16 protein-coding genes are annotated in these 18,298 nt (G+C 72.8%); 10 read left to right on the top strand and 6 right to left on the bottom strand.

Annotation, left to right across the window (positions count from 1 at the left end; genetic code table 11):
* Positions 1–15: 15 nt before the first annotated feature.
* The 8 genes from ACSMXO_RS35570 (at position 16) to fusA (ending at position 9,873) form a co-directional block, all read left to right on the top strand.
* Complete coding sequence (locus ACSMXO_RS35570) at positions 16–1,341, top strand: sensor histidine kinase (protein ID WP_346259970.1); 1,326 nt, start codon at positions 16–18, stop codon at positions 1,339–1,341.
* On the top strand, positions 1,338–2,120 hold the full coding sequence (locus ACSMXO_RS35565; RefSeq protein ID WP_455415389.1) for a response regulator: 783 nt from the start codon (positions 1,338–1,340) through the stop codon (positions 2,118–2,120). The genes ACSMXO_RS35570 and ACSMXO_RS35565 overlap by 4 nt, the downstream gene beginning before the upstream one ends.
* 46 nt (positions 2,121–2,166) lie before the next feature.
* Positions 2,167–2,850: a hypothetical protein gene (locus tag ACSMXO_RS35560; protein WP_455415388.1), complete on the top strand. Its 684-nt coding sequence runs from the start codon at positions 2,167–2,169 to the stop codon at positions 2,848–2,850.
* 89 nt (positions 2,851–2,939) lie between these two features.
* A complete protein-coding gene (locus ACSMXO_RS35555) occupies positions 2,940–3,908 on the top strand; it encodes an SMP-30/gluconolactonase/LRE family protein (protein WP_455415387.1) in 969 nt (322 codons plus the stop codon).
* Positions 3,909–4,153: 245 nt separating this feature from the next.
* Positions 4,154–5,461, top strand: coding sequence for an ABC transporter substrate-binding protein (locus ACSMXO_RS35550; RefSeq protein WP_455415386.1), 1,308 nt, complete (start codon positions 4,154–4,156; stop codon positions 5,459–5,461).
* A complete protein-coding gene (locus tag ACSMXO_RS35545; RefSeq protein ID WP_346259966.1) occupies positions 5,454–6,407 on the top strand; it encodes a carbohydrate ABC transporter permease in 954 nt (317 codons plus the stop codon). The genes ACSMXO_RS35550 and ACSMXO_RS35545 overlap by 8 nt, the downstream gene beginning before the upstream one ends.
* Positions 6,397–7,239 carry a carbohydrate ABC transporter permease gene (locus ACSMXO_RS35540; protein WP_455415385.1) on the top strand — a complete coding sequence of 281 codons (843 nt, stop codon included), beginning with the start codon at positions 6,397–6,399 and terminating at the stop codon, positions 7,237–7,239. The genes ACSMXO_RS35545 and ACSMXO_RS35540 overlap by 11 nt, the downstream gene beginning before the upstream one ends.
* A gap of 534 nt (positions 7,240–7,773) precedes the next feature.
* A complete protein-coding gene (gene fusA / locus ACSMXO_RS35535; protein WP_455415384.1) occupies positions 7,774–9,873 on the top strand; it encodes an elongation factor G in 2,100 nt (699 codons plus the stop codon).
* 397 nt (positions 9,874–10,270) lie between these two features.
* On the opposite strand, the gene ACSMXO_RS35530 is transcribed toward fusA, so the two are convergent.
* The 6 genes from ACSMXO_RS35530 to ACSMXO_RS35505 form a co-directional block, all read right to left on the bottom strand.
* Complete coding sequence (locus ACSMXO_RS35530; protein WP_455415383.1) at positions 10,271–11,590, bottom strand: phosphodiester glycosidase family protein; 1,320 nt, start codon at positions 11,588–11,590, stop codon at positions 10,271–10,273.
* A 90-nt stretch (positions 11,591–11,680) separates the two neighbouring features.
* The gene (locus tag ACSMXO_RS35525; RefSeq protein ID WP_455415382.1) at positions 11,681–12,148 is read right to left on the bottom strand and encodes an ATP-binding protein; all 468 of its coding nucleotides are present in this window, start codon (positions 12,146–12,148) and stop codon (positions 11,681–11,683) included.
* Positions 12,149–12,343: 195 nt separating this feature from the next.
* Positions 12,344–13,669, bottom strand: a complete 1,326-nt coding sequence (locus ACSMXO_RS35520; RefSeq protein ID WP_455415381.1) for a hypothetical protein — start codon at positions 13,667–13,669, stop codon at positions 12,344–12,346.
* A 27-nt stretch (positions 13,670–13,696) separates the two neighbouring features.
* Complete coding sequence (locus tag ACSMXO_RS35515; RefSeq protein ID WP_346259960.1) at positions 13,697–15,334, bottom strand: S8 family peptidase; 1,638 nt, start codon at positions 15,332–15,334, stop codon at positions 13,697–13,699.
* A gap of 172 nt (positions 15,335–15,506) precedes the next feature.
* Positions 15,507–16,229: a hypothetical protein gene (locus tag ACSMXO_RS35510; RefSeq protein ID WP_455415380.1), complete on the bottom strand. Its 723-nt coding sequence runs from the start codon at positions 16,227–16,229 to the stop codon at positions 15,507–15,509.
* Positions 16,222–17,202, bottom strand: a complete 981-nt coding sequence (locus ACSMXO_RS35505) for an acetylxylan esterase (RefSeq protein WP_455415379.1) — start codon at positions 17,200–17,202, stop codon at positions 16,222–16,224. Before ACSMXO_RS35505 ends, ACSMXO_RS35510 begins: the two co-directional genes overlap by 8 nt.
* Before the next feature lie 342 nt (positions 17,203–17,544).
* Here ACSMXO_RS35505 and ACSMXO_RS35500 point away from each other — a divergent pair, with 342 nt between their 5' ends.
* Both ACSMXO_RS35500 and ACSMXO_RS35495 read left to right on the top strand, forming a co-directional pair.
* Positions 17,545–17,964, top strand: a complete 420-nt coding sequence (locus tag ACSMXO_RS35500) for a YbaB/EbfC family nucleoid-associated protein (RefSeq protein WP_346259957.1) — start codon at positions 17,545–17,547, stop codon at positions 17,962–17,964.
* Positions 17,961–18,296 carry a hypothetical protein gene (locus ACSMXO_RS35495; protein ID WP_455415378.1) on the top strand — a complete coding sequence of 112 codons (336 nt, stop codon included), beginning with the start codon at positions 17,961–17,963 and terminating at the stop codon, positions 18,294–18,296. Before ACSMXO_RS35500 ends, ACSMXO_RS35495 begins: the two co-directional genes overlap by 4 nt.
* Positions 18,297–18,298 lie beyond the last annotated feature (2 nt).

Here is an 18,298-nt window from a genome sequence, read left to right as displayed (position 1 = left end):
TTGTACGCTCGGCGCATGGAGCTGGCCCGACGCCTTCGGTGGCCCGGTCGAGGCCGGACCGCCGCGCCAGCCGGGACCGCCCACGCCGACCTCAGTGACAAGCCACAACGCACCGTCCGGGACTGGCTCGTGGATGCCGTGCTGTTCGGCCTGGCGGTGCTCTTCTGGGCGTGGACCTGGCGCAGCGCACCGCTGCACTACGTCGACGCGATCCCCGGCTGGATGGTCACGATCGACCCCTGGGTTGGTGCCGTCGGCTGCCTGGCCCTGTGGTGGCGGCGGCGCTTTCCCATCCTCCTCGGCGTCGCGATGGTGCTGGTACTGGCGCTGGCGTCGACCGGGCTCGGCGCGGCCCTGGTCGCGGTACTCACCGTCGCGGTGCACCGCAACTGGCTGCCGGCGACCCTGGTCACCGTGCTGCACCTGGTGCCCTCGCTGTTGTTCGGCTACGAGAATCCGCCGCCCGGCGTCACCCGGTGGGCGTACCTCACGCTGATCCTGTTGATGTACCTGGTGCCGCTGGGCTGGGGGATCGCGGTCCGGGCCCGGCGGGAACTCATCGCCAACCTGCGCCGGGAGGTCGACCGGGCGCGTGACGAACACCGGCGCCGGCTGGCCGGAGCCCGCCGGGCGGAGCGGGAGCGGATCGCCCGGGAGATGCACGACGTACTGGCGCACCGGATCTCGCTGATCTCGGTGCACGCGGGCGCGTTGGCGTACCGGACAACCCAGGCCGACGCAGGGGCGGGTGCTCCGCTCAAGCCGGGAGAGGTCGGCGGGGCGATCGAGGTGATCCGGGACAACGCCCGGCAGGCCCTCGTCGAGCTGGGCGACGTGCTCGCCGTACTGCGGCCGGAGCGGGGCGACCGGAACGGTGGCGGCGGGGGACCGGAGCCGGAAGCCGGCACGGCCGAACAGCCAGCGCCGCACCGGTCGGCGCCGCAGCCGAGGCTGGCCGACATCTTCCGGCTGGTCCAGGAGGCACAGGCGGCCGGGCAGCGGGTGGCGTTCGAGATGGTCTGCGCACCCGGTGCCGCCGAGTCACTCCGGCCGGCGGTGCAGCGTACGGTCTACCGCACTGTCCAGGAAGGACTGACCAACGCCCGGAAACACGCCGGCCAGACCGAGGTGACGGTACGGGTGGAGGTCGACCCGGGCACCGGCGTCGTCGCCACGATCACCAATCCGCTGCCGTCCCCGCGCTCGGCCGCCGACCTGCCCGGGGCCGGTGCCGGGCTGACCGGGCTCGCCGAGCGGCTGGCCCTGGACGGCGGAACCATCGAGCACGGCGTGGTCGGCGGGACGTTCCGGCTCTCCACCCGGCTACCCTGGCCGGCATGACTCCGGGCGACGTACCGGGCCGTCAGCCGGCCGCCATGGATGCTGACCTGGCCGCCACGGATGCTGAGCTGGCCGCGACGGGTGTCGACTCGCCTGCGCCGGGTGCCGAACCGGCCATCCAGGTACTGCTCGTGGACGACGACGCGCTGGTCCGGACCGGCCTGCGGCTGATGCTCGGCGGCGCGCCCGACATCAAGGTCGTCGGCGAGGCGGCGGACGGTGCCGACGTCGCCGACGCGGTGACCCGGCTGCGCCCGGACGTGGTGCTGATGGACGTCCGGATGCCGCTGCTGGACGGCATCGCGGCGACCCGGGCGATCACCGCCCGATCCGGGCAGCGTCCGGAGGTCATCGTGCTGACCACCTTCGACGCCGACGCGACGATCCTCGACGCGCTCCGCAACGGCGCGGCCGGGTTCCTGGTCAAGCACACCCCGCCGGAGCAGATCGTCGACGCGGTACGCCGGGCCGCCGCCGGGGAGCCGGTGCTCTCCCCGACCGTGGCCCGTACCCTGATCGACCACGTGGCGGGCCTCGCCCCGCACCGCCGCCCGGACCAGCGCCACCAGCAGGCCCGGGAGCGGTTCGGGCTGCTCTCCGAACGGGAACGGGCGGTCGCCGTCGCGGTGGCGGAGGGGCTGTCGAACGGCGAGATCGCCGACCGGCTGTTCCTGTCGGTCGGCACGGTCAAGGCGTACGTCTCCAGCGCGCTGGCCAAGCTCGACCTGGACAACCGGATCCAGCTCGCGCTGCTCGCCCACGACGCGGGCGGCGAATAGGCGGTACGCGGCCGAGCGCTGGCGCAGGGAGAGCAGGGAGGTAACGGTGGGCAGGGGCGAGAAGTGGCCGGACTGGCGGCGTGACGTTTTCGGCGATCCGTACCTGGTCTGGCACGACGGTCCGGACTTCACCCGGCTGCTGACCGTCGCCCGGGACGAGCCGGATGTCGTGGCCCGGATGCTCGACGCAGGCATGGCCGCCCGTGATTCGCTGGCGGCCGAGTCGATCGCCGCGCTGGCCGGCGACGGGTTGGCCGGCGACGGGTTGGCCCCGCCCGGCGCCGAGGCGCTGCTCCGGGCCGCGCTGCCGGCCGCGTCCGGCACGTGCCTGGTCCGGGTGGCCCAGGCCCTGCGCGTACTGACCGGCGACGAGTCGTGGGCCGAGCCGGTCGCGTCGGTGCTGGCCGAGGGGGCGCGCTGGGGGGACCGGATCGATGCGGCCATCGCGCTCGCCGGGTTCGCCCCGACCCCGCGACTGGTCGACGCGCTGGCCCTGGCGGTACGGGAGCGGCACTACCTGGTCCGATACCACGCCGCGAACACCCTGCTCCGGTACGCCGGTCGCCGCCCCGACGTCTCCACCCACCCGGCTCTCTTCGCGCTGATCAGCTCCGGGGACGACGATACGGAACCCGACACCGAGGTGACGGCGCAGCGCGCCGAGGCGGCCCGCCGGCTCTACACCGCCGCAACCTTGTCCCGAAAGTCGGTCGATCTCGGCGACAGTTGAACCCGTCGATCCGTTCGTGCGTGTCTTCCCGCGCGACCAGTGCCCTCCGGCACTGCGACACACTCAGGAGTACGGATGGAGACACGCCCATGATCCGACGTAATGTCCTGACCGGCTTCGCCGCGCTGGGGATAGCCGCCGCGGTCGGCACTCCGGAGAAGGCGAGCGCAGATTCCCGGAGCGCACGTTCCCCGGGCGCGCATTCCCCGGGCGGGCGCCCCGGGAAGCGGTTCCCCGACACGTTCGACCTGCCCGACGGTTGGATGCCGGAGGGGATCACGATCGGCGCGCTGCCGTTCGCGTACTTCGGCTCCCGGGCCGACGGTTCGATCTACCGGGTCAACCTGGCGACCGGCGAGGGCCGGGTGCTCAGCCAGGGGCCGGGAGCGGGCTTCCCGTCGATCGGGCTGAAGCTGGACGGTCGGGGCCGGCTCTTCGTCGCGGGCGGCACGGCCGGCACCGGTCGCATCGTGGACGCCTGGAGCGGCAAGCTGCTCGCCGACCTCACCTTCACCACCGGCACCAGCTTCGTCAACGACGTGGTGCTGACCCCGCACTCGGCGTACTTCACCGACTCGCAGAATCCGGTGCTGTACGTCGTGCCGACCGGCCGGCGCGGCGGCGTACGCGGGCTGCCGCTGACCGGGGACATCGTCTACACCACCGGCAACAACGCCAACGGCATCTGCCGGACGCCGGACGGCCGGGCGCTGCTGGTGGTGCAGTCCAACACCGGCCTGCTGTTCCGGGTGGACCCGTCCTCCGGGGTGGCCCGGCAGGTGGACCTGGGCGGGGAACTGCTCACCAACGGCGACGGGCTGCTGCTGGAGGGCCGGACCCTGTACGCCGTGCTCAACCGGCTCAACACGGTGGCCGTACTGCGCCTGACCTCCGACGGTCGCTCCGGGCGGGTCGTCGCGCGGTTGACCGATCCCCGGTTCGACATCCCGACCACGGTCGCCTCGTACGGCAACCGGCTCTACCTGCCGAACGCGCGGTTCAGCACCCCGCCGACGCCGGAGACCACCTACACGGCGGTGGCCATCCCGAAGCCGTAGCGATCAGCCGTACCGGATTCAGCTCCGACATCCAGCTCCGACGCCGCCGGTGAGCACCCGCTCGCCGGCGGCGTCGCCGTTCCTGCGGCGCCCGCCGGTGTGCTGCCGCATCGTGGCCGGTTCCGGGTCCGATTCCGGGTCCGATCCCGAGGGGTTTGACACACATCATTAGATAGATTTCTATTGATCGATGGCGATCGGGTCCACCCGCCGGTCGCTTCGTCGATGGTGTCCTGGGGGTAGACATGCGGTTTCGGAAGGTCGGCGCGACCGCGGCGGCGGTGTTGGTGCTGCTGCCGCTGGCCGCCTGCGGAGACGACGGCGGCGGCGGTGACGGGAAGACCCTCACCTACTGGGCCAGCAACCAGGGGCCGAGCCTGGACGAAGACCGGAAGATCCTGCAACCCGAACTCGACAAGTTCGAACAGCAGACCGGCATCAAGGTCGAACTCGAGGTGATCGGCTGGCCGGACCTGCTCAACCGGATCCTGGCCGCCACCAGTTCCGGGCAGGGCCCCGACGTGCTCAACATCGGCAACACCTGGTCCGCCTCCTTGCAGGCCACCGGCGCCTTCCTGCCGTTCGAGTCGGCCGAGTTGGAGCCGCTCGGCGGCCCGACCCGGTTCCTCGGGCCGAGTTTCGCGGCGACCGGCGCGGCCGGCCAGCCACCGACCTCGGTGCCGCTCTACGGCCTGGCGTACGGGCTCTTCTACCACAAGCGGCTCTTCGCCGAGGCTGGCATCACCAGCCCGCCGAAGAACTGGACCGAGTTCGTCGACGCCGGCAAGAAGCTGACCAAGGGCGACCAGTGGGGGCTGGCGGTGGAGGGGGCGAGCTACACCGAGAACGCGCACCACGCCTTCATCTTCGGTCAGCAGCACGGCGCGGAGTTCTTCGACAGCGCCGGCAAGCCGCAGTTCACCGGGCATCACCACGTGATGGCGGTGAAGCAGTACATCGACTTCATGGCGACCGACAAGATCGCCAACCCCAGCAACGCCGAGTACAGCACGCCGACCCAGCCGATCGGCGACTTCGCCAAGGGCAAGGCCGCGATGCTGCTCTGGCAGAGCAACGCGGTGAGCGTACTCGCCGCCGCCGGAATGAAGCCCGACGAGTACGGCGTCGCGCCGATCCCGATCGCCGACCCGCTGCCGCCGGGCGGCAAGCGGGTGAACAGTCACGTGGCCGGGATCAACGTCTCGGTCTTCAAGAACACCGACAACAAGGCCGGCGCGCTGGAACTGGTGAAGTTCCTGACCAGCAGCGCGGAGCAGCAGATTCTCAACAAGGCGTTCGGGTCGCTGCCGGTGGTCAAGGACGCCTACTCCGACCCGGCCTTCCAGACCCCGCAGATCAAGGTCTTCCAGGACGTGCTCGCCAACACCGCCGGGCCGCTGCCGCAGGTGCCCGAGGAGAGCCAGTTCGAGACCACGGTGGGCAGCGCGATGCGGGACCTGTTCGCCAAGGTCGCCAGTGGACAGCCGGTCGGCGAGCCGGAGGTCGCGGCGGCGCTGGAAAAGGCCCAGCAGGAGATGGGTACCGGTGGCTGACCGCCCCGGGCCGACCGGGGCAGCACGGCGGGCCGGTGCCGGTTGGCACCGGCCCGGCCTGGCGTACCTGCTGCTGCTGCCCGCGCTTGCCCTGGAGTTGCTGGTCCACCTGGTGCCGATGGCCGTCGGCGTCTGGATGAGCTTCCGGGAGCTGACCCAGTTCTACATCCGGAACTGGTCGGCGGCACCCTGGGCGGGACTGCGCAACTTCCGGGTGGCACTGGACATCGACTCCGCGATCGGCGCCTCGCTGCTGCGCTCGCTCTGGACCACCCTGGCGTACGCCCTGCTGGTGGTCGCCGGCTCGTGGCTGCTCGGCTTCGTGGCCGCCCTGCTGCTCCAGCGCCCGATGCGCAGCCGGGGACTGCTGCGCACCCTCTTCCTCGTCCCGTACGCGCTGCCCGCGTACGCGGCGGTGATCGCCTGGAACTTCCTGCTCCAGCGGGACAACGGGATGCTCAACCACCTGCTGGTGGAGAACCTGCACCTCACCGACGACCGGGCGTTCTGGCTGCTCGGCGACCGCAGTTTCGTCGCCGTCGTGATGGTCTCGGTGTGGCGGCACTGGCCGTTCGCCTTCCTGATCATCATGGCCGGGATGCAGAACATCCCGACCGACCTCTACGAGGCGGCGGCGATCGACGGTGCCGGGCCGGGCCAGCAGATCCGCCGGGTGACCCTGCCGATGCTGCGACCGGTCAACCTGGTGCTGGTCCTGGTGCTGTTCCTCTGGACCTTCAACGACTTCACCACCCCGTTCGTGCTGTTCGGCGCGGCGACGCCGGACCAGGCCGACCTGATCTCGGTGCACATCTACCAGAGTTCCTTCGTGACCTGGAACTTCGGGCTCGGCTCGGCGATGTCCGTGCTGCTGCTGCTCTTCCTGCTCCTGCTCACCACCGGCTATCTGCTGCTGACCGCCCGGAGGCGCCGCCGTGCTGTTTGAGCCCCGCTGGTTCCGCTGGGTCCGCTGGGTGGGCCTGGTCTTCTTCACCGCCATCGTGCTGCTGCCGCTCTACGTGATGGCGACCTCGGCGGCGAAACCGCTGCGGGACGTGCAGGGCGAGTTCCGCTGGTGGCCGACCGAGCTGACGCTGCGCCCGTTCGCCGACATCTGGCGGACCATCCCGCTGGGCCGGTACTTCGTGAACAGCCTGCTGGTCTCCACCGCCGCCGCGGTCTGCTCGGTGCTGGTCGCGGTCTTCGCCGCGTACGCGATCAGCCGGTTCCGGTTTCCCGGCCGGGCCCTCTTCTCGGTGACCGTGCTCTCCACCCAGATGTTCCCGGGCATCCTCTTCCTGCTGCCGCTCTTCCTGATCTACGTCAACATCGACCAGCTCACCGGCATCACCCTGTACGGCTCCCGGCTCGGCCTGGTCATCACCTACCTGACCTTCTCGCTGCCGTTCTCGATCTGGATGCTGGTCGGCTACTTCAACTCGATTCCCCGGGAACTCGACGAGGCGGCCCTGGTCGACGGTGCCGGGCCGGTCGGCGCGCTGCTCCGGGTGGTGGTGCCGGTCGCCACCCCGGGGATCGTGGCGGTCGCCATCTACGCCTTCGTGACGGCGTGGAGCGAGGTGCTCTTCGCCTCGATCATGACCAGCGAGCAGAGCCGGACCCTGCCGGTCGGGCTACAGCTCTACTCCACCCAGGCCGGCGTCTACTGGAACCAGGTGATGGCCGCCTCGCTGGTGGTCAGCGTCCCGGTCGCGGCCGGATTCCTGATGCTGCAACGCTTCCTGGTCCAGGGCCTCACCGCCGGGGCGGTGAAGTGACCCAGCCGTCCGGTCTCTGCGTCCTGGTCCGTCCGTGCACCGTCGTGATCAGGAACCCCGGAAAACCGGGCTGTGCGCCGAGGATCCGTTCAGTACACTCGTGACCAGCCCAGCGCGATCTTGGCCTATCCGGGCCGGACGCGTGCGACGACGAGTGAGGGGAGCCGGCCGTGCGCTACCGCACCGCTGTCGTCATTCCCCAGTCGCTGCACCGGGTGATCCTGGCGTCTTCCTGACGTCCGGCGCCGGCCCGCGCGGCCGCACCGGAGATCCGTGACGCACCCCTGAGCCGTTCGCCGCTCCCGGCCGTCGCCGGGGTCGGCCGGCACCATCCTGGCGCACGTCGATGCCGGCTTCCGGCATCGACCCGTCCCGTCCCGATCCGGTCCCGCGACGCCGTCACGGGCGGTCGCGGCGGTCGGTCGGACCAGGCTGCCGGCTCGGGGAGTTCCCGCCTGGCCGCATCCTGCCCGGCCGCGTCCGGAGAAATCGCGCAGTCCGAGACGAACAGACCACCCAGAGAGGCCATCGGCCGTGCGTACCGAGCTGCACCGTCCCGTTTCCCACCCCCTGACCCGGCTGCGTAACCTGGGCATCCTCGCCCATGTCGACGCCGGCAAGACCACCACCACCGAGCGGATCCTCTACGCCACCGGAGCCACCTACAAGCGCGGCGAGGTGCACGACGGGACGACCGTCACCGACTTCGACGCCCAGGAGCGCAGTCGGGGTATCACCATCTTCGCCGCCGCGGTGAGCTGCGAATGGGCCGGTCACCGGATCAACCTGATCGACACCCCCGGACACGTCGACTTCGCCGACGAGGTCGAGCGGGCCCTGCGGGTGCTCGACGGCGCGATCGCGGTCTTCGACGGTGTCGCCGGGGTCGAGCCGCAGAGCGAGTCGGTGTGGCGGCAGGCCGACCGGCACGGCGTACCCCGGATCGCCTTCGTCAACAAGCTGGACCGGGCCGGCGCCGACCTGGACACGGCGGTCCGGTCGATCCGCGACCGGCTCCGGGTCACCCCGCTGGTGGTGCAGTTGCCGATCGGCCGGGAGGAGGGCTTCACCGGCGTGGTGGACCTGGTCACGATGCGCTCGCTGGTCTGGGCTGACGGGGAGACGCCCGTCGAGGGCCCGGTCCCGGAGGACCTGCGCGCGGAGGCGGAGCGGCGTCGCCGGGTACTGGCGGAGACGGTCGCCGAGCGGCACCCGGGCGCGCTGGAGGAGTACTGCGAACGGTCGACGCTGGCCGCCGAGACGCTCCGGGACGCGCTGCGGGAGCTGACCCGTACCGGGGACGGCCTGGTGGTGCTCTGCGGCTCGGCGTACCGGAACCGGGGCATCGAGCCGCTGCTCGACGCGGCCGTCGACTACCTGCCGTCGCCACTGGACGTCCCGGCGGTGCGTGGCAGCACCTCCGGCGGCGAGTTGCGGGAGCGGCCCGCCGACCCGGCGGCGCCGTTCACCGCGCTGGTGTTCAAGGTCAACTCGACCGGCACCGGCCGGCTGAGCTACCTGCGGGTCTACGCGGGCAGCGTCGGAAAGGGAGGCGTGGTGCTGGACGCCGGAGCCGGGCGTACCGAGCGGATCAGCCGGATCCTGCGGGTGCAGGCCGACCGGCACACCGAGGTGGACCGGGCGGTGGCCGGCGACATCGTCGCGGTGGTGGGACTGAAGTCGGCCCGGGTCGGCGCGACGCTCTGCGCCCCGGAGGCGCCGCTGCTGCTCGAACCGCCGACCGCCGCCGACCCGGTGGTCTCGGTCGCCGTCGAGGCGCGCCGGAGCACCGACACCGGGCGGTTGGCCTCGGCGTTCGCCCGGCTGGTCGAGGAGGACCCGTCGCTGGCCGTCCGGACCGATCCGGAGACCGGCCAGACCGTGCTCTCCGGGATGGGAGAGCTGCACCTGGAGGTGGCCGTGGAGAAGATCCGCCAGGACGCCGGGCTGGAGGTCAACGTCGGCCGGCCACAGGTGGCGTACCGGGAGACGGTGGTGCGTGGCGTGACCGGACTGGTGTACCGGCACGTCAAGCAGGACGGTGGCGCGGGCCAGTGGGCGCACGTCGTCCTCGACGTGGCGCCGCTGGACGGTGCCCCGGCGGCGGGCGGCGGCGACGTACCGGACTTCGAGTTCGCCTCGACGGTCGTCGGCGGCCGGGTCCCGAAGGAGTACGTCCGGGCGGTCGAGGCCGGCTGCCGGGACGCACTCGCCGACGGGCCCCTCGGCGGCCACCCGGTGATCGGGTTGCGGGTCACCCTGACCGACGGTGCCACTCACGTGAAGGACTCCTCGGAGCTGGCCTTCCGGACGGCCGGCCGGCTCGCGCTGCGGGCGGCGCTTCAGGCCAGCGAGCTGGTCCTGCTGGAACCGGTGGTCGAGGTGACGGTGACCGTGCCGGACGACGCGGTCGGTGCGGTGCTGGGTGACCTGGCTGCCCGGCGCGGCCGGGTCGTCGGCTCGATCGCCCGGGCCGGCACGGTGGTGGTCACCGCGACCGTACCGCTGGCCGAACTGTTCGGCTACGCGACCCGGTTGCGCAGCCGCAGCCAGGGCCGGGGGACGTTCAGCACCCGGGCCGCCGGCTACAGCCCGATGCCGAGCGCGATCCACGGCGGCTCGTCACCCCGGTGACGCCGACCGCCGGTGGCCCGACGGGACCTGACGCCGATCCGGTGGCTTGCCGGGGCCTGACGCCGATCGCCGGTGGCTTGACGGGGCCGCCGGTGGCAGGCAGTGGCGGCTTGACTCGTCCGGCTGGGCCGTGGGGGCCCGACGCCGGCCCCGCCCGAGGTACGGGCGGGGCCGGCGCTGTCCCACCTGCGGCTGTCCCGCCCGGGCCGCCGACGTCGACCACATCAACACCGACGACCTCGCGGGCCTGGCCGACTTCCTCCGCTAGTCCCCGCATTCCGGGGGTAGCACCACGGGGGGAAGGGGCTGCGCCGGCAGTGGCGGCGCAGCCCCTTCGTGGTTACCCGGATATGGCCACGGGTCGGGCGGGCGGGTGGCGGCCGGGAACGACCGTCGCCTACCGGGAGTCCAGCCGGGAGAAGACTCCGATGCCGTTGGGCACCGGCCGTTCCGCACCGCCGGACGGGTGGTTGCGGACCTCGACGGCGGGCTCGGCGACGGTCCGGGTGACCAGGGTGGTGGAGCCGCCGCCGTCGAGGTTGACCGCGCCGGCCGCGCCCAGCTCACGCAGGGTCAGGGCCAGGTCGAGGATGGTCAGGCCGGGTCCGGCGCCGTCCACGGCCAGCAGGAAGAGGCGGCGGCCGTCGGCGCTGACCCCGGCGGCGGTACGGATGGCGGCCGTCCGCCCGTCCAGTCCGGCCAGCGGCTCGCCGTCCCGGAGGATCGGGAACCCGCCGACCGCGAACCGGAACGGCAGCCGGGTGTCCGGCACCAGGTCGTAGTCGACGCGTACCCGGTCGCCGACCTCGAACCGGCGCAGCGCCTGGGCGCCCTGCTCCCGGCCGACCAGCACCACGGTGTCCCGGGCGATCGCCCCGGTACCCGGCTCGATGCCGGTCCGGACCACCCGGCCGTGCCGGACGCTCAGCTCGTACGTGTCGGTGCTGCACGGCGCGGCACGGTCGGTGTCGGTGCCACAGGTGGACCGCTTGCGGGAGACGCCGCCCCAGTCGCTGTCGAACACCCCGACCCCACCCACCGGCAGGGCGTACTGGTTGAAGCCGGTGACCGGGAACCGGTCCCGGCCGGCCGAGACCGTGCCCTTCAGGCTGACCCGGGCGAGCCGGCCGACCCGGTCCACCCCGACCCCGAGGACATCGGAGGTGGCCGTACCCGGCGGCAGCCCCGGGCCGAACCGCTGCCCGTTCGGTACGGCCGCCTTCAGCTCGTCCCCACCGGAGATCGCCGGGCCGACCGCTGACCCGGTCACCTCGACCCCGGGCTGGGTGTTGCTGATGTTGAAAAAGTCGCCGTTGACCGCGGCGATCGCCCGCCGGCTGTCGGCCTGCGCGGAGATCGGTGCCCGGGCGGCGACCGCTCCCGCGGTGATCAGGTCCACCGTGACCAGGGGATTGCGCAGGTCCACCTCGACGAGATGGAGCGGCACCTCGACTCCGGCGGTGGGCCGGGTGAACTCCCGGTAGGTCACTCCGGGCGCGAGGGTGCCGGGCGCCGCCGAGATCGCCGGCAGGGTGCCGGCGGCCGGACCGGCGACGGCCGGGGTGGCGCCGCTGACCAGGGCCAGCGCGAGGCCGAGGGCCGACGCGGCCAGCAGCTTACGGGGATGGCGGGAACGGTCGGACCGGAGCAGCGCCGGTGGCCGGGAACGGTCGGACGCGAGCAGCGCCGGTGGGCGGGAACGGTCGGCTGAGAGCAACGCCGGTGCCTCCGAATCGTGACGGGGAAACACCAGCCAGACTTCCGGCCGAGGTGATCGAGGTCAAACGAACATCAACTGGACGACCGGTTACCCCGCCCGGTCGACCTGGGCCGGGCCCGGGCCGCCGGAGCCGGCCACGCCGTCCAGCCCGGAGGCCGCCGGTACCTCGGCCGGGTAGGTGACGGCCATGGTCAGCCGTACCCGAACGCCGTCGGCACCGCTGTGCACCTCGATCGAGTCGGCGAGTTCCTGGGCCAGCCAGAGCCCCATCCCGCCGGTGGCGGATGGCCGGGGCCGGCGGGTCGGGATGGCCGGTAGCGGGTCGGCGAAGCCCCGCCCGTGGTCCCGGACCTCACAGACCAGCTGCTGCTGCCGCCGCCAGATTCGCAGCTCGCCTCGTCCGCCGCCGTGCCGGACCGCGTTGGTTATCGCCTCGTTGACCGCGGTCACGAAGTCGTCGAGCCGCTCCCCGGCCAGGCCGGCCGCGAGGAGGCGCTCGGTGAGCGTCCGTCGCACGTCGGCGACCTGTGCCGCGTCGAAGTCGGCCTGGAGCAACAGGGGCCCATACTGTGTCTCCGTCCGTTGATCGTGCAACGGACCGTCCGTCATGGCGCCTCCAAGGTCACCGGACCCGTCAGGGTACAGCGCGGACCGTACCCACCGGTGGCCGAGCCAATCAAAGACGACCGGGATTTCGGCCCCCGGGCGAGCGTGAACCGTCGCTCCGGGAGGCTCACGCACCTGTCATCACTAACTGCTGATGGCACAGTACAGAGCGTAGGCGACCTGTTGGCCGCTGACGTCGCCGTGCGAGCTGATGAACCTGTCCGCTTTCAGGTTGAACACCCGCCCCGGCTGGAACTGGTAGCCGCCGCCCACATCCAGCAGCTCGACGCCGGGCTGGACCACCTCGGGCGTCTTCAGCGCCCCGTTTCGGCCGATCCCGCCGTACGGGTCGTCGGCGTCGCCCAGCCCGGCGCCGGCCTGCCTGGCGAGCCGGGACGCGGCCGCGTACGCCAGGCCGACCGCCCGGTCGTTGACCGTGTGCGTGACCAGCATCGGCCCGGCCAACCGCCGATCGGCCAGCAGCGGCCGGAACAGCCCGTTCTCGCCCCGACCGTTGAAGTCCACCGCGAACGCGTGGTGGCTGAACGCACCCTGCATCAGGGTGTAGGAGTGCAGCCGGGGTTGTCGTACCGCGGCGGCGGCCAGCGCGCGGGCACCGAACGAGTGGCCGGCCAGGTGCAGCCGTACGCCCGGCGCCGGCGCCCCGGCCAGCTCGGGCAGCAGCGCGGCGATGCCACCGGAGCCGACCTTCCCGGCCCGGTCCTTCATCGTGTAGTAGGTGGTCACGTTCAACACCCCGCGCGCCTTGGCCAGCACGCTGTCGAGGTCGAAGCCGAACCCGGCCGCCCCGCCGACCGCCGGGTCGGCGACCCCGCCGGTCGTGGTGTCGGCCGCGCCGCCGGCCCGCTCGGGCAACCCGAAGTCGACCTCGGGGCCACCCACCGCCTGGAAGACCGTCTCCGCGTCGCCGTGCAGCAGCGCCGCCGGCGGCGGATCCTCGTCCACCTCCGGGGCGCCGGGGGACGGCTGCGTGCCGCCGGGGGAGGGCTGCGGCGGGATCTGCTCCCGCAGGGCGTCGAGGAACTGCTGGCGGGCCTCGGCCGAATCCGTCAGCCTCGGCACCAGCCGGGTCAGCAGCGCCGCCCGGGCCGGATCCTCGACCCGGGTGGCGATCGCCCCGATCAGTGCGGTGGCCTCGTCGCCGACCGCGACCCCGCCGCCGGCCACCTCGTCCTCGTCCGACCAGCGGATCGACGGCCAGAGCGCGCCGACCACGGCCAGGGTCCGGGACGCCGCCCCGGGCACCGCCGGGCGCACCGCCGCCAGGCTGTCGGTGAGCCGCTGGTAGAGGCGGCGGGCCTGCGGGATGTCGTTGTTCCAGCCGTGGCAGAGCACGAGTACGTCGGTGGCGCCCGAGGAGGCGACCAGGTCAACCGCGGCCCGCCGCTGGGCGTCGTCGTGGATCGCGCCGGTGGACCGGATCTCCACCTCCGCGTACGGAAACTGCATTTCAACACCTCATCGGTTGGCGACGGGTCAGACCGACTGGAGGGCCCGCATCGCGTCGACGAGCCCACGGCCCTGGAACGAACGGTCCCGACCGAGATCGGTGGCGGAGTCGAGCAGCGCCCGCTTGACCCGGTGCGGGCGGCCGATGAACTCCTGGTGCACCGACATGAACGCGGCCGCCACGCCGGAGACGTGCGGAGCCGCCATCGAGGTGCCGGAGTTTTCCACGTAGGTCGCGCCGGGCACGCTGGCGAGCGCCTGCTCCAGCAGCCGGCCGGCACCGGCGCTGATCACCCGCTCGCCCGGCGCCACCAGGTCCGGCTTGGCCCGGCCGTCCCCGGTGGGGCCCTTGGAGGAGAAGTAGGAGACGCCGGAGGCGTGCGGCCGGCACGAGGTGGCGCCGACCGTGATGGCCAGTTCGGCGTTGCCCGGGTCGTTGATGGTCAGGTCGAACGCCGTGCGCATCCGCCGGCCACCCGCGTCGATGACGTAGCCGTACCCGGTGTTGCCGGCCGCCGCCACCACGACCACGCCGGACTGCACCAGCCGGTCGACCTCACGGCAGATCGGGCTGAGCCCGGTGGCGAACCAGGTCGGGTCGAACGGGTAGCCGACCGACAGGTTGACCCCGTGCACCAGCAGTTCCCGGCCGTAGTCGTTGAGCTCCTGGATGTACTCCAGCGCGGCCAGCACCGCCGCCATGTCACCGGAGCCGTCGTCCCGGAGGATCTTGCAGGAGAGCAGCCGGCAGCGCGGCGCCATCCCGCTGATCGACCGCAGACGCAGCCGCTCGGTACGCACGTCGCCCGCGTCCGGCTGGTAGAAGGTGGCGGCGGTCAGCGGATTCTCGTCGTCTCCGACGATCTGCTCGCCGGCCAGGATCCCGGCCACGTGCGTGCCGTGCCCGGCCAGGTCCTTCGTCGCGTCGGCGTCGCTGTCGCCGACGAAGGAGCGGTGCGCCAGCGGCGGGGTCAGCGCCAGATTGCCGTGCCGCTGGAAGTGCGCGTGCCCCTCGTCGATGCCGGAGTCGAGCACCGCCCAGACGATGTCCTGGCCGTACGCGTTGAAGGCGCGGTGCGCCGCCTGGCACTTGGTGGTCACCACCGAGCGGTGGATGAGCGGCTGGACCTCGAAGTTGGGCCAGATCCGGTGGATCGCCGAGCGCGGGGCGGGGCCGGCGCCGACCGTCGACGCCGACGGCTCCTCGGTGGCCGGGCCGGAGCGTGCCGCCTGCTCCGCGAGCCCGGCCTCCAGCTCCGCCTGCTCCTGGGCGACCTCCTCGGCCTCCTCGGTGTCGGCGGCCACGATGGCGCGGATCTGCGCGGCGGTGAGGGCGCTGCTGACGTACGAGCCGATCGGCCAGACCGGCGTCTCGGCGTCGGCGACCTGCCGGATCAGCTCCCGGACCCGGGCCTGTGCCCGGCGCACCCCGCCCAGATAGCGGGTACGCAGCTCGATCACCACGCCGATCGGCTCGTCGCCGGAGGACCGCATCCGCTCCTGCAACGGCCGGGCGATGACCGAGTCGGTGACCAGGCTGGGAGAGGTGGGCACCGGCGACAGCGGGCTGGCCCGGTCGCCGCCGTCGGCGTTCTGCTCGGCCGAGCCGAACTCGGCGGGCAGCGGTTCCGCCGGGCGGCCCGGGTCGGCGCTGTCAGAGTCCATCGATTCCTCCCGTGACTTCCTGACCATCGTTTCCTCACGGGCGGCCGGAGGAAAAGCGGCGGACGTGGATCTGACAGTCGTCGTCGACCGTGCTGCGGAGGGGTCGTCGTCGACCGGTCGGGGAGCCGGGTAATCATACGGCCACGATGGGTCGGGCGGGGGGAAGCCTCCGCTACCCGGTACCGGTGCCGAAGGGCGCGCCGGCCAGCGGTACCCGTACCGGCTGGCGCCCGTTGAACCGGAAGCGCAGCAACTCGGCCGCATCGACGGCCGCGTCGCCCAGGTCGGCGGAACGGCGCGCGGCCACCCAGTCGACCAGTGCGACCGGATCGCGCAGCGGCCCGGTGAAGTGGACCAGGGTGGCGTACCAGATGTCCCGGGTGAAGTCGGCCTCGAACCAGGCGTCCTCGCCGAGGTCGACGGCGAGCCGTGCGGCGAACTCGTCCGGCGCCGTGTCCACCGGATAGGCGCAGGCCATCACACCGGACGGGGTGAGCGTCAGGCCGCGCAGGGCCAGCCGTACCGGCCGGCACGCCGCGGCGGCCCGGCGCAGCGCCGAGCCGGCCCGGACCACCAGCGGGTCGCCGTCCGGCACGCTGCTCCGGTGCGCCTCGAGTGCCCGTACCGTGAAGTGCGCCGCCTCCGGCGCGCCCGTCGGCCAGTGGTCCGGGCCGGCCACGGCGAGCGCCTCGGCGGTCACCGCCGCCAGCCGGGCGGCGCACGGCGGATCCGGCGGCAGCACCACCGAGAGTCCCCACCGGCCGCCGTCGACCGGCGGGGAGTCGCGGTAGTGGGTACCGGCCAGCACGGCGTCGCGGCCCCGGGCGAAGAGCCGGTCGAAGGCGGCGCCGTACCGGGCGGCCGGCCCGGCGACCCTCCGCTGCGGGCTACCCACGGTCGCCGAACAGCCGGCGGAGCAGTTCGGCCTGGCGGGGGAACTGGAAACCCGCCCCGCCCTCGTGCCCGTTGTACGGCCACACCGTGATGTCCTTCTGCTCGCCCGCGTAGTGGTTGAAGGCGGCGTAGACCGTCGACGGCGGGCAGACCGCGTCCATCAGGGCGACGGAGAAGAGCGCCGGGGCGTCGGCCCGGCTGGCGAAGTTGACCCCGTCGAAGTAGCTGAGGGTCCGGAACGCCTGCTCGACGTCGCCCCGGTGGGTCCGCAGATACGTCACCAGTTCGTGGTACGGCAGGGCGTCGGTGATCTCGGTGGCCCGCCGGTAGTGGCAGAGGAACGGCACGTTCGGCAGCACCGCGGCGAGCCCGTCGACCAGGCCGGAGACGGCGATGCTGATCCCACCGCCCTGGCTGGTGCCGGCCACCGCCACCCGGTCCGGGTCGACCCGGGGATGTGCCCGGGCGGTCTCCACGGCGCGGACGGCGTCGGTGAAGACTCGGCGGTAGTAGTAGGCCGACGGATCGGTGAGGCCACGGGTCATGAAGCCGGGGGTCTGCGGCAGGCCGACCGGGTCCGGGTCCGGGGTGTCGCCGACCAGGTAACCGTTGCTGCCCTGGCCCCGGGTGTCCATCACCAGGTGGGCGTAGCCGGCGGCGCTCCAGGTCAGCCACTCGTGCGGCAGCCCGCGCCCGCCGCCGTACCCGATGTACTCGACGACGCAGGGTAGCCGGCCGGTACGGTGCCGGGGAAGCAGGAACCAGCCGCGTACCGGCTGGCCGGCGAAGCCGGAGAAGGTGACGTCGAAGACCTCCACCGTGGACAGACCGGCGTCGTACGGCTCGAACCGTGCCGGGGTGCCGGCGTCCCGCGCCTGACCCAGGGTCTTCGCCCAGAAGGCGTCGAAGTCTGCCGGTTCGTCGCGTTCCGGCAGGTAGTCGCGCAACCGGTCCAGCGGCCAGTCGACAAGCATGGCCCGTCTCCTCTCGTTGTCGCGGGCCGGGGGTGCGGCCCGGCCGGCGGCCCCGGCCGCGAGCCGGGGCGTCCCGAAGCCGGAGGGTAACGTCCGGGCCGGTGCCGGCCACCGGCTGGTCGGCCGTGTCCCGGCCGGCGTACCCGGGAGCGGACCCGCCCGCCGGGGAGCGGAGCCGGCCGCCGCCCGCGTCCGCCGCCCGGGATGGACCGGGCGCCGCCTCCGGGTGCGAAGCGCCGGTATTGACGATTGCCCCGGTATCGATGGCCCGTTAGGTTCGAGGTCCCGGTGGAGGCAGCACGCGCCTTGCCTCCACCGCCGGCACGGGTGGGGAGGCGTGGATTGTCTGATCTGTGGCAGGTGTTGGGTGACCTCGACCGGTTGATGGAGTCCGTCCAGCGCGAGGCGGACGCGGCCCGTGACCGGCAGCAGGCGAATCGGGAGCCGACCACCGGCAGCGCGCTCGACGGCCGGGTACGGGTGCGGCTCGCCGCCGACGGGCGGGTGGACGAGATCCGGCTGGCCGACGACGCCATGGGGCTGCGGGCCGATCAGTTGGCCGAGGGCATCGCGCGGGCGTTCAACCAGGCATGGCTCGCCGCACGCTCCGACGACGAGACGGCCGCCGCGGCCCTCGCGGTGGACCCGGCGGCCCTGGCGGAACAGCTCCGCGAGGTCCGCGAGGAGGGCATGCGGAACATGCGGGCGATCACCGACTCGCTGAGCGACGCCATGGCCCGGATCGAGCGGCGGACCCGATGACGACGACCGAGGTCTCGCCGGAGGGGCTGCGCAACTCCGCCGACGAACTCGCCGGGGTCGTCGAGCGGACCGACGCCCTGCTCCAGACGTTCCAGCAGCGGCTGGACTCCATCGGCGCGCCGTGGGGCAACGACGAGCTGGGCGCCACCATCGCCGACGTCTACCAGGGCGCGCACGCGATGGTGATGAACTGCTACACCTCCAACCTCGACACCATCGACGGGTACGTCGAGCGGCTGGACATCGTGGCGTTCCTCTTCGAAGAGTCCGATCAGGACAGTAAGGCAGCAGCCCGCGCCCTCCTGGACAGCCAGGGGTGGCCCCAGCCCTAGGG

The sequence above is a fragment of the Plantactinospora sp. DSM 117369 genome (assembly GCF_053764795.1).
This window is presented reverse-complemented; position numbering and strand designations above follow the sequence as displayed.